Consider the following 12,670-nt stretch of genomic DNA (forward strand, 5'->3'; position numbering starts at 1 on the left):
AAATTCTTAATTAACGCGTTTCGCCAGCATTTAAATCAAGCTTTATATAGTCTATTTTATTATCTTTTATATTTATAATATAATAATCATTAAATTCATGCAGATCAAAATTATCATCCTGATATTCATAAGAAACTCTGTATTTTTGGAATAATAAGTTTGCGTCGGCTTCTTCGCCAATTAATTCCACTCTTAGATTAAAATAGTCCGTTATATTGTTTTCTTCAAATACTTTTCGATTTTTAAACGCAACTCTGTTCTTAAGCAAAACATTCAATCCTCTTTCATTGCAATACTTGCCAAAAATAGCATATACTTTTTCCGGATCGTTAAACATATCTATTTTATATGTTTCAGGAGAAATAAGAGTATCAAAAAAAGTATAAATGTCCATTTTTAAGCTATAATTTATATCTGTTGCTGAATAATGGGAAAATATATATTTTAAATAATCTATGTCCTCAGCGTTCTCAATTAATCCATATTTATTTGTTGAAGGATCCCATACAATGGTTTGTACATTAAACCATATATCATAATCAAAAAATCTCTCTTTGAACCCTTCTCTTTCAGTCCAAAAGCTGATGTCTCCCTCATCTGCAGGAATTGCAATTTCTTTTGTCCAGCGTACATTTCCCATTATTTCGTTAATTCTGGCAATATCTTCACCGTCTATTATTTCAATGAATTCAGGATATGTTTCATAATTGTTTACATATCTTATCAATTCATCCCGTTTAGACACCGAATTAGCCACCAGAATTACAGCAAGAATAACAACAATTATGGAAACTGTTATCGTTACCACAGGCGGCAGATTTCTATATTTTAAAGAATTCTTTATTCTTGAATTTACATTGTTTTTTCCAAATAAACTGCCCATTTTGATCCCCCTCAGCCATTTCCTTAATTTTTTCCCATATCTTCTTATGGTTTAAATCTTTATTTAGATGTTACCATAATAGACCAATATTGTCGATATTTTATTCAATTTTAAAAATATAGACTAAAACAAAAAAGACTGTAGCAAAACAAAAATTGCTACAGTCTTTTAATACAATATTTAATTACATTAAAATTTCAGCTTAAAAATTAATAAAAGCTAATTTATCTTTTCACGTCTAACAATCAGATTTTTCTTTAGCAATATACTCATTTTCGGCAAGAATTTCAATTGCCTTATCAATATTTGCATCATTTACTAAAATTATAGGTCCGGTACATCCCATTCCGCTTTCAGCGTAAATTCCGTTTTTCCATAAAAGCTTAACGGCATCTTCCAAGTCCATTATTTCAACACCTGAAATCTGAGAAGTTACCACTTGTTTTTCCGGAGCCTTTATTTCTTCTTCGGCAGGCTTTTTAGAAGATTTAAGCCCGCTTAATATTTCTGTCAGGCCGGCCTTGTGAGCCTTTTCAAATTCCTTTTTAGCTATTTCAAGGCATCCTCCCTTAACCAGCTCAGCAGCAAATTTGATTGCTCCTTCAACCAGCGGCGAACCTGAAGCTCTTGAAATAATAAGAATCAGTTTATCAAAGTTTTCTCCTATTCCGGGGCCGTAGCCATATCCTAATGATTCGTAGCTTCCGCCTGTTGTATAGGAAGAAAAGATTTTTATCATTAAATTTCCTGTCAGCGAATCCATTACCATGACGTCTGCAGAACCTGTGAGAAGGTCATTTCCTCTCATAACCGCACCGCCGTCTGCTCTTTGCGATGCTGCGAAGTTTATGTCGTAACCTTGGTCTTTAAGTTTCTTAAGTGCTATTTCTGTTTGTCTTGCTCCGTCAACATTTAATATACCTACTGTAGGATTTTTTATCCCGCATGCTTTGGCTGTTATTATGCCGTAAATAGCATTTTTAACCATACCTTCCACTTTATCGGTTGAGGATGTTCCTGTTGTTGTTGCTATGAACATCTCTTTTCCTTTTCCGGGAGTTAATACTCTTCCTACTGTTGAAACTCCTATGGGGAATGGATAATGCATCGTTACCGCTGCATCTACTTCTTTGGAATTAAGTAGTGATTCCATGATTGTATGTGCTTCGTCTTCTGTATTTACAAATGCTGTTTTTACACCTTCTGCTTCTTTTGATCCGATTACGGTAGTATCTATTCCGCTTTTTGCTGCTTTTACTGCTGCTGAATAAATATTATCTTCACCGTGTTCGCTTCCCATGGCAGTAACGGCTACCTTCGGCTTCTGTCCGTATTCTCCGCTAATCAGTGTGTCTGCCAGCTGATCGAACACTTTGCCTATTATTTGTTTTACTTGTTTTTCAGACATATAAATGCCCTCCTATTCTGCCAATAGATTTGAAGCGAAGTTCTTCAGAGCTTCTGCAATAAGTCCTTTTACTTTTTCCTCTGAAATTGTTGACTGCGGTTCTTGTTCTCCTTTATTTGCTTCAATAATAAAGGATACGCCGTCAAACAGGTTTGTCATTCTTCCTAGGAAGAGACTTCCTTTTCCTACTATCATAGTATTTTTTATTTTTCCGTCCATGATATCTTGTCTGCAGAATCCTATGTAAGGAACTCCTGAAGGTATATGTCCTTGTGTAGGTGCCCAGCCAACCATACCATGTTTAGCTGTGAACTCTGCTAATTCTTTTCTCTCCATGTGACCCATTTTTACTGCCAGGGCTCCTATCATCTTGTAGTTTGCCAATGGCACATCTCCTGCTCCTGCTGGTTTTGTTATGTCTGGGTTTTGCATTTCTACTGAGTATTTATCTACATCTGTTATTTTCATGCCTGCTTTTTCTAAGGATGAAACTAATGATGATATAACTGCCTGTGGTGATGATCCTGTTCCTACTGTGTGTTTTCCTACCAGGTCTAGGTTTATTTCGGGGCTTACTCCGTCATTTTTGCTTATGAGTATGGCAAAGCCGCCTAATACGTCTTCTAAAATCGGAAGTCCTTTTTTTATGTGGTCTTTTCCGTTCATTCCAAGTTTTGCTGTGCATCCGCCGGCGGATACTACAACGTTGTTGAATACTCCTGCTTTTACTAATGCTGCTGCTTCTATCAGCGCATGGGTCGGTCCTGCACAGAATCCTCTTGTGTCTGATCCTGTTGCATTTACAAATCCTGCTACTTCTGCGCAGGCTTTTGCAAAGTTTCCTCCGCCTCTTTGGTTCATATCTCCGCATGCTTCTTCTGCAGCAGTCTATTACATAGTCTATTTCTTCTTTGTTTATGTCGTTTTTGTATGTGAGGTTTAATAATGCAAGTACGTTTGATGCTTTTGATACTAAGTTTTCCATCATTACATGGGCGCTTAGGTTAACGTCTATGTCGTGTGCTCTTTTTACGCAGCCTACTAGTTTGCCGTCGTTGTATAATGGTTCTGAATGTTCTTCATCAACGTATTTTTTTATTGTTTCTGCTTCTTCTCCCTGCTTGATTCTGCTTAGCAATGCTTCATCAAATAATGGATGTTTTTCAAGCTTTGCTTTTGTTTCGGCTAAGAAGTTGTTTTCTATTTTTACAAGGTCGAATACGTCACACATCTGCATCAGAACTATAAATTCGTCCTGCGGCATTATTTCTCCGAATTTTCCCCATCTTTCTGCTTTTTCGAGCTTTTTGTCGTTCCATGGCTGTGCGTATCCTGCAAGTTCTTCTGGTGTTATGTTTCCTATATATGTCTGGTTTGGAAGATAGTTCACTACTTCTTCAAAGGTTCTCAGGTGGTCTTTTATTTGTTTTAGGTATTCTGAGTTTGGATTTACGGTTCTTTCAGTTGTTTGGGTTGTTCCGTTATGGATAACCATATCAGGAGTAAATGCCAATATATAGCTGGCTCCTTTTATTACACTGTTCATAATAACCTCCGTTATTCAAAATTTGCTTCGCATTTCTGCGAAGCAAATAAATTCGATTGTCTATATAAAGTACTAAATATTAAAGATATTTACAATAGTCTTCTCTTATTGGTGTCATTTCGCTTATTATATCGTCAACATCCAATACCATTTCCATCATACTGATTTGCTCGTCGTAAACGGCTTCGTCTACTTCTTCTTTTATTTCTGGTTCGCACACGTGGAATACTGAGAGTCCTAACTGAACTCCTGTCAATGGACCTTGCAAATGTTGGGTCTCCGTTTGTTACGGTTTCTGCAGCTAATCCTGCTGCTTCTCCTTCTGCTGCTCCAAGTACTACTACTAGGTTCTCTGCACCGTACTTTTCTGCAAATTCTTTAACCCTTTTTTGATTTTCCAAATCCATTGCTCCTGCGCTTGTTCAGACGAAGCATTCTGTTGATGAAAATACTGTTTCGCCGCCTGCGGTTTTTACGCATTCTTCTATGGCTGGTCCTGGTATTCCATCTCTGTCGCCTATTATTATTACTTTTTTACCTTTTAATAAGCTCATTTTTTTCCTCCTTATTTGGTTTTTTTGTTATATATATTTTTTTATCATTGCTTCTACATTGTCGGGTGTAGCGTCTTCTTTTATGAGTTCTTCTACTTTTTCTCCGTCTTTATAGATTGCAATAACTGGTAAGCCAAGTACTTTCTGTCCTATTGCTACTCTTCTTGCTTTTGTTGTGTTTAGTTTTGTGAATTTTATTTTGCCGTCGTATTTTTCTGACAGTGCTTCTACGTGGGGCATTAATGCTTCGCATGGTGCGCATCCGTCTCCGAAAAAGTCTACTAATATGTATCCTTCGCCTTTTAATACTTCTGGTTCAAATGTGGTTTTATCGAGTACTAACATTCTTTCCCTCCTATAATGATTCTATATATTTTTCTGCCTGTACTGCTGCTATGGCTCCGTCTCCGGCTGCCGTAACTACTTGTCTCAGGCTTTTTACTCTAATATCTCCGGCTGCGTATACGCCTTCTATGTTTGTTTTCATGTTTTCGTCGGTTTCTACATAGCCTCTTTCTAATTTAAGTATTCCTTCGTACAGTTTGGTCTTTGGCTCGTATCCTATGAATACGAATATACCGAATGTACCGTCTTCTTCGTCGGCTTTTATTTCTGTTGTTTCTTTGGTTTTTACATTTTCTAAAACCATTGTATCTACTATGCCGTCGCCTTTTATTTCTTTTACTACTGAATCCCATATAAAGTTAATTTTTGGGTTTGCTTTGGCTTTTTCTTGTATTGATTTTGCGGCTCTTAATTCGTCTCTTCTGTGTATTATGGATACTTTTCTTGCGAATTTTGTCAGATACATTGCTTCTTCTACTGCTGTGTCTCCGCCTCCTACAACGAATACTTCAAAGTCTTCGAAGAATGCTCCGTCGCAAGTCGCACAGTATGAAACGCCTTTTCCTGTAAATACTTTCTCTCCAGGGCATCCTATTGGTTTGGATGTTGCTCCTCCGGCGATTATTACTGTTTTTCCTACGTATTCGCCTTTTTTTCCTACTAGTACTTTTTCTTTGCCTTCGAGTTTTACTTCTACTATTTCATCGTATACTTTTTCGGCTCCAAAATGTTTTGCCTGTTCTGCCATCCTGTCAATCAATGTAGGTCCTGATTCTCCTTCCAGGCAGCCTGGATAGTTTTCTACTTCTGATGTGAGCGCTATTTGCCCTCCGTCTTTTTCTTTTTCGATTATCAAAGTGCTCAGTCTTGCTCTTCCGGCATACAGCCCTGCTGATAATCCCGCCGGTCCTGCTCCGACTATTAAAACGTCATATACTTTGCTCATTTCACACCTCCAACATATTATAATTTACTGTAAAGCAACTGCAAATTTGTATAACATAGTTATTGCTTTATTTGCATCATTCGTGACAGCTAATCACAGCAATGCATTGATGCTATTCCCTTTTCTCATGTTTTGTATGAAGCAGCATATGAGATTTATGGGACATTGGTTCTTTGAAATACTCTTCATACAGTTTCAGTATATCAGAATTTTCATGAGAAAATCTTAATTTTGCATTTTCATCCAGATAATAAAGATTCTTTCCGCGTTCAAATGCCAGCTCCTCTCCGTCATGAATCGGCTGGCCTCCGCCACCTACACAGCCTCCTGGACAAGCCATTACCTCTACAAAATCGTATTGAACTTCTCCTCTTTCGATTTTTTCAAGCAGTGACCGTGTATTTCCCAGCCCGCTGACTACCGCCGTCCTTACTTTAATGTCATCAACAATAAAATCAGCTTCTGCAAGTCCTTCATTATCATTAAAACCTTGGCTTCTCACTGCTTTAAAAGCATCTACAGGAGGGTTTTCTCCTTTGATCAGATAATATGCTGATCGGAGTGCGGCCTCCATTACACCACCGGTTGCTCCAAATATAACTCCGGCGCCGGTAATTTCCTGCATCGGACGATCACTTTCAATATCCTGTAAAGTATCAGGTCTTATATGGGCAGAACGGATCATTTTCACAAGCTCCCTTGTTGTAATAACTGTATCAATGTCATGGCCTGCATATTCTCCGTAGAATAATTCCATCTCGCGCTCTTCTTTTTTTGCTACGCAAGGCATTACAGATATTGTATAAATCTTTTCCGGTGACACACCAAGTCGTTCTGCAAAGTAAGTTTTCATTACAGCTCCAAACATCTGCTGCGGTGATTTTGCCGTCGAAAGCTGTTTAACTAAATGCGGAAACTGAGACTTTATAAACCTAATCCATGCCGGACAGCAGGAAGTAAACATAGGTCTGTCCTTAAGTTCACCGCCGGTAAATCTTTTTATAAATTCATTACCTTCTTCCATAATTGTCAAATCAGCTGAAAAAGTTGTGTCAAATACATAGTCTACACCCATACGCTTTAAGGAATCCATTATCTTTCCTACAGTAGCTTCTTTTGTTGCGAGTCCCAATTCTTCTCCCCACGCTGCTCGAACAGCCGGAGCGACCTGTGCAACCACAATCTTTTCCTTATCAGCAATAGCATCCCATATCTTTTCCGTATCATCTCTTTCTCTCAGAGCACCTACGGGACAGTGGGTAATGCATTGACCGCACAATGAACAATTTGATTCTTCTATCTTACCATTGTTAGAAACATTTACTGTAGTCCTGGAGCCCGTTCCTTCAACATCCCAAATATTAAGTCCCTGAACTTTTTCGCATATTTGAACACAGCGCATGCATTTAATACATTTCCTGGAATCGCGTATCAGTGGGAAATTTTGATTCCATTTTTGTATCTCTAGTTCAGTTTTAAACGGAATACTCAGGATATTTAAATCATTGGCTATCTTTTGAAGGCTACAGTTTCCGCTTCTTGTACATGTAACACACTGGCAGTCGTGCTGAGATAAAATTAATTCTACAGTCGTACGTCTATGTTTTCGCACCTTAGGGCTATTTGTATAAATTACCATTCCTTCTTCAACTACATTATTACAAGAAGTAATAAGTTTATCTTTTCCTTCTAGTTCAACCATACAAACGCGGCAGGCACCAATTTCATTAATCCCCTTCAGATAACAAAGGCTCGGAATTGGAATTTCATTCTCTGCGGCAGCTTTCATAATCGTGGTATTTTCTTTAACTAAAATTTTCTTTCCGTTAATCGTGATATTTACCATAATCTTTCCCTGCCTCCTTTAAGTATTCCATATCCGAAGTGATCACAGCGCAAGCACCTAGATGCCTCCTGTCTAGCTTCTTTTTCTGTCATGCAGTTCTCTACGCCTTCAAAATCGCAGACTCTCTCGCACGCTTCCCGTTCAGTCAGATTCACTCTTCCGCAAGGACTATGATCATCCAGATTAACGGCCGGAATTTCTACATCACAGGAAATTTCGTGCCTATATCCTAAATATGCATCAATGTTCGCTGCTACAACTTTAGCTGCAGCTATTGCCTTGATTACAGATGCCGGTCCGCTGGCACAATCGCCTCCCGCAAATACATCAGGGAAGTTTTCAAAAGTTCCGCTGCTTTTTGTAACAATTTTTCCCCGCTCCACAGGTATACCAAACTCTTCAAAATGACGGATTTCAATGTTTTGGCCTATTGCCACTATCAAAACATCACATGGAATATAAACATCTTTTTCGCCGGTAGGCTTAATGCTTGCGCGACCGTCTTTGATGGCGCTTACCATCTGCGGTGTGGCATAAAGCCCTTTAATATGGTTATGTTCATTCACATCCAATGACGCCGGAGCTTTAAGCGTAAGCACTTCTACACCTTCTGCAACTGCTCCTTCTATTTCGCCTGGAAGCGCTGTCATATCTGCAACTCTTCTGCGGTATACTATGCTCACTTTTTTAGCTCCAAGGCGTTTTGCCGTACGGACTGCATCCATTGAGACATTGCCGCCGCCGATAACTGCAACTTCTTTCCCTGACAGATCCATAATCTCGTTCTTGCCTACATTTCGCAAGAATTGTACAGCCGACAGTACACCATCTGCATCTTCACCTTTGAGCCCAAGTTTCTTGTCCGTACTGGCTCCTATGGTAATTAATACTGCGTCATACTGTTCTCTCAGTTCCTGAATGGTTATATCCCGACCTATTTTCAAGCCATGCCTTACTTCTACACCGGTTCTCAAAATATTGTCGATGTCCTCCTGCAGCCGTTCTTTTGGAAGGCGATAATTTGGAATTCCATATCGAAGCATTCCTCCAAGTTTTGGGAGCATCTCATATACAGTTACATTATGTCCCATTAACTGAAGGTAATATGCTGCACTTAAACCACCAGGTCCGCCGCCAAGCACTGCAATTTTCTTGCCGGTATTCTTCGCACATGCTGGAGGATTAACTATCCCGGCAAAATCTGCTGCCACACGTTTTAAACCGCGTATATTTATAGAATCATCCACCATATTTCTTCTGCATCTGGCTTCACACGGATGTTCACATATATATGAACATGTTGTCGGAAATGGATTATCTTTTCGCATCAAGCGAATTGCATCCGCATATCTGCCTTCTCCAACTAATGCCACATATCCCGGAATATCTACATGTGCAGGGCACAGAGACACGCACGGCACCGGCTGATTATACGTACAAGTACAACGTCCATTATTTATATGCTCAATGTAATCATCTCTGTATCCGATCAACCCTTTGTATACCATGTTGGCAGCTTCATAACCAATGGCACAATCTGCGGAATCCATGATAGACAATGCTGTCTGCTCCATAATATCAAGAGTTTCCATCGTCGCATTTCCGTCCAACACATCTTTAATAAAATGATTTAACTGACCAAGACCAATCCGGCAAGGCACACATTTCCCGCAAGTCTGAGCATGACACAGCTCCAAAAATGCCCTCGACATATCCACCGGACATAGTCCAGGGGGACTGGATTCAATTCTTCGCTCCAAGTCCTTATAAAGTCCTTCCATTACAATTTTAGCTTTACTCGGTGAAGCAATTTCTAATCTGCTCATTATTAACTTCACTTCCTTATTTATATTTTTTAATCTCCATAAAGATTTAAAAGAATGCCCGTACAGGTTGCGAAGTAAAAAATGTTAAATACTTTTCTACATGGCATTCAATTTGTTCAGATGTAAGAGCTGCCTGATATCCGATGCTTATAAAATATTATAAGCCTTGCTCATTACATACCTCATTTCTTGGTTACCAACATCTGTATAGCAAAATATATACCATATTGAAGATTTTTAATAATTTTATTTTGCTATGAAATTTTAACATCATTTATGCTTCATCATTGTAATGGTTATAAATGTTTTATAAATTTTTTTACAAAACAAGGTATTTTATTTCTCACCGAGAAATAATTTTCTTCACGTTCTAAACTAAAAAACTCTTCTATGCATAACTTAAGAAATATAATTCTTTGTCTGTTATAACAGGTGCCACACTTTCAAATTGCATCTTTGTTCATTTCGTAAATCATTTAAACATGTTCTGATTTTAATGCCTTTAACAATGAAACACAGGCAGCGAGCATAACAAATATAAACGGAAATGCAGCCGCTATTGATATTATTTGAAGTGGTTTAAGCCCACCTGCAATTAACAGCCCTATTGCCATTAAGGATTGTACGATTCCCCACAGTACCTTTTTACTGTTCGGCGGATTTAAATTGCCGTTTGAAGTCAGCATTGAAAGTACAAATGTGCCTGAATTGGCTGATGTTATGAAAAATGTACATACCAGAACTAATGCAGCTGCAGAAAGCACTATACCCATAGGATATTTTTCAAGCACTGTAAATAATCCTGTTTCCGGAACAGCCGCTACTTTTTCCAGTGCTTCAATGGATAAAATCCCTTCTTCTCCAAGGTGTATACCTAATGTTCCAAAAATCGCAAACCATACGATTGAGCCTACTGAAGGCGCCAATACTACACCTGCAATGAATTCGCGTATAGTTCTTCCTTTTGAGATTCTGGCAATAAAGACTCCTACAAATGGTGCCCATGCAATCCACCATGCCCAGTAGAATATTCTCCAATCCTGAATCCAACTGTTATCTCCGTAAACTACCAGCATAAGACTGTCAGGAATAATATTGCAGATATACTGTCCCAACCCATTGGTGAAATTATTCAAAATTTCAACTTTGGGCCCTACAACCATGGCCAAAGCCATCAATATAAATGCAATGTACAGATTTACATCAGATATAATTTTAATACCTTTTTCTATTCCTGCCACAGCTGTCCATATATAAACAACTGTAATCACAGAAATAATAATTATCTGTATCAGAAGCGTCGATGGAATTCCAAACATGTATTCCAATCCGCTGTTAATCTGCAGAACTCCCAAGCCCAGTGATGTAGTTACACCTGCAACAGTAGCGAACACTGCAAATACATCAATCGTCTTTCCCAATGCACCGTTAACTCCCTTCTCGCCAATCAATGGCTCAAATATAGAGCTAATCAGTGCAGGTTTCTTCTTACGAAATTGAAAATATGCCAACGCCAGTCCAATTATTGAATAATTAGCCCATGGATGAATTCCCCAGTGTAAAAATGAAGACTTTATTGCAAAATACGCAGCTTCAGCAGTTCCACCTTCCATGCCCATAGGGTTAATATAATGAGAAAGCGGTTCTGATATTCCCCAGAATACTAATCCTACACCCATGCCTGCTCCAAAAAGCATGGCAAACCATGAAGAAGTCTTATATTCCGGCCTGGAATCATCATCTCCCAGACGAAGCTTTCCGTACTTGCTAAAAGCAATGCTTATTATAAATATGACAAACAACAGCATAGCCAATAAATACAGCCATCCAAATTTTATTGTAAGGAAATTATATACAGCATTGGAAACATAGACAAAGCTATCATTCAATGCTACCGCCCATATGGCAATTCCTCCTGTAAGCAACATAGAAAGATAAAAAACATAATTTTTTTCTTTGATCAAACCACTTCTCCCTTCTTTTCCATAATTACAGTACCCGCTTATACCTTAAATACAGTTTGTTCGCTCACATCTGTAGCAAGACTTTCCAATGCTACTTTAGTTCTATGATAACGAAGCTTCCACTGTTCTTCTTTTGAGGTACCTGGATCTCCTAACGGATACGGTATGGAGATAGTTGGAACAATTCTGTTTGCTCCTACTGTCAACGACACCGGAATCAAGTTGCACATATGCACAACCGGTAATCCGGCCTTTTCAAATTCTTTAACCATCGTTGCACCGCAACGTGTACAGGTGCCTCAGGTTGATACTAGTATTACAGCATCTACACTATCCTCTTGCAGATACGGCAAAATTTCATTTGCCATTCTCATGGCCTCAGCTTGAGTTGTTCCCGTTCCTACGGTAGTATAGAAATATGAATGAAGTTTTCCAAACACTCCTTCTTTCTCCATAACTTTTAATGCATCGATTGGTGTTATTACATTAGGATTTGCATCTGCAGCCGCAGGGTCAAAACCGGCATGTATGGTTTTGTATTCTCCTGCTTTTAATGCATCTATACCTTCTATATTGTACCTTCCCCAACGTGTAGCTGATGCAGACTGAATACGGTCAGGATTGTCCACAGGTACAATTCCACCTGTATTAACAAGTGCAATCTTTGCCTTTTTCAGATCTTTCAGAGCAGGAGCAATAGGAACACGTTCCATTTTCGGAATCGGAAGTTCTGTCTGAAATTTTTCTCCGCTTAACTTTTTAAGAAGCATATCTATCATTCTTTCAGAAGCAGGTGTACCTTCATTAAGCCACATCTGACGACGGATTCCTCTTGCAAAATATCCTTCTTCCGAAGCGCTTTGAATTTCTTCATCATTAAGTATTTTATTAGCAAGCTTAACCATTGCGGCCACATCTTTACGCATCTTAGATGCAATATTACCGCCTTGCATAATATACATGTCTTTTTTAAACATCTCAACGCCTGGATTCTCTATGTTCATAGATGTCACAACCGGTACATTGTATTTTTCTTTTACAGCTTTACATATGGTTCCACAGGCAACTCCATATCGTCCCGCCTGAAATGCAGGTCCCGCAAGAAAGATATCTATTTCTTTTCCTTCCAGCATTCCCAATATAGTGTTAACTGCATCCTCAGTATTACTTCCCATATAGTTGTCTCCGCATATGACTGTATGGGTAATCTCTGCATCCAATTTTTTAGCGAACTCAAGAGCAGGCCCTACTTTTCCTTCTCTGATTTCCGGAGCAAAATCAGCCTTATCTTCACCGCCTATTTGTCCAAAAAACTGATTAACGTACAAAATCGCTTTTTTCATTTTATCTCT

General features: G+C 38.7%; 8 protein-coding genes and 2 pseudogenes. All 10 read right to left on the bottom strand.

From position 1 onward, the window contains the following. Positions 1-10: 10 nt before the first annotated feature. Positions 11-883, bottom strand: a complete 873-nt coding sequence (locus RBQ61_RS01240) for a hypothetical protein (RefSeq protein WP_308138733.1) — start codon at positions 881-883, stop codon at positions 11-13. Between the two features lie 238 nt (positions 884-1,121). After that, positions 1,122-2,291, bottom strand: coding sequence for a glycine/sarcosine/betaine reductase complex component C subunit alpha (gene grdD, locus RBQ61_RS01245; RefSeq protein WP_308138734.1), 1,170 nt, complete (start codon positions 2,289-2,291; stop codon positions 1,122-1,124). 12 nt (positions 2,292-2,303) lie between these two features. Next, positions 2,304-3,837 (bottom strand): annotated as a pseudogene (gene grdC / locus RBQ61_RS01250) (glycine/sarcosine/betaine reductase complex component C subunit beta). A gap of 79 nt (positions 3,838-3,916) precedes the next feature. Continuing rightward, positions 3,917-4,391 (bottom strand): annotated as a pseudogene (gene grdA / locus RBQ61_RS01255) (glycine/sarcosine/betaine reductase complex selenoprotein A). Between the two features lie 27 nt (positions 4,392-4,418). Next, positions 4,419-4,736, bottom strand: coding sequence for a co-chaperone YbbN (locus RBQ61_RS01260; protein WP_308137584.1), 318 nt, complete (start codon positions 4,734-4,736; stop codon positions 4,419-4,421). 10 nt (positions 4,737-4,746) lie between these two features. Continuing rightward, entirely contained in the window at positions 4,747-5,682 is a 936-nt protein-coding gene (gene trxB / locus RBQ61_RS01265) for a thioredoxin-disulfide reductase (protein ID WP_308137585.1), read from the bottom strand. Positions 5,683-5,794: 112 nt separating this feature from the next. Next, positions 5,795-7,528 carry a [FeFe] hydrogenase, group A gene (locus RBQ61_RS01270; RefSeq protein WP_308138735.1) on the bottom strand — a complete coding sequence of 578 codons (1,734 nt, stop codon included), beginning with the start codon at positions 7,526-7,528 and terminating at the stop codon, positions 5,795-5,797. Beyond that, entirely contained in the window at positions 7,522-9,354 is a 1,833-nt protein-coding gene (locus tag RBQ61_RS01275) for an NAD(P)-binding protein (protein WP_308138736.1), read from the bottom strand. The genes RBQ61_RS01270 and RBQ61_RS01275 overlap by 7 nt, the downstream gene beginning before the upstream one ends. Before the next feature lie 476 nt (positions 9,355-9,830). After that, positions 9,831-11,315, bottom strand: a complete 1,485-nt coding sequence (locus RBQ61_RS01280) for a BCCT family transporter (protein WP_308140080.1) — start codon at positions 11,313-11,315, stop codon at positions 9,831-9,833. 41 nt (positions 11,316-11,356) lie between these two features. Continuing rightward, the gene (grdH, locus tag RBQ61_RS01285) at positions 11,357-12,661 is read right to left on the bottom strand and encodes a betaine reductase selenoprotein B (protein WP_308138737.1); all 1,305 of its coding nucleotides are present in this window, start codon (positions 12,659-12,661) and stop codon (positions 11,357-11,359) included. Between the last annotated feature and the right edge of the window lie 9 nt (positions 12,662-12,670).

The organism is Sedimentibacter sp. MB35-C1 (assembly GCF_030913635.1).
Taxonomy (GTDB): domain Bacteria; phylum Bacillota; class Clostridia; order Tissierellales; family Sedimentibacteraceae; genus Sedimentibacter.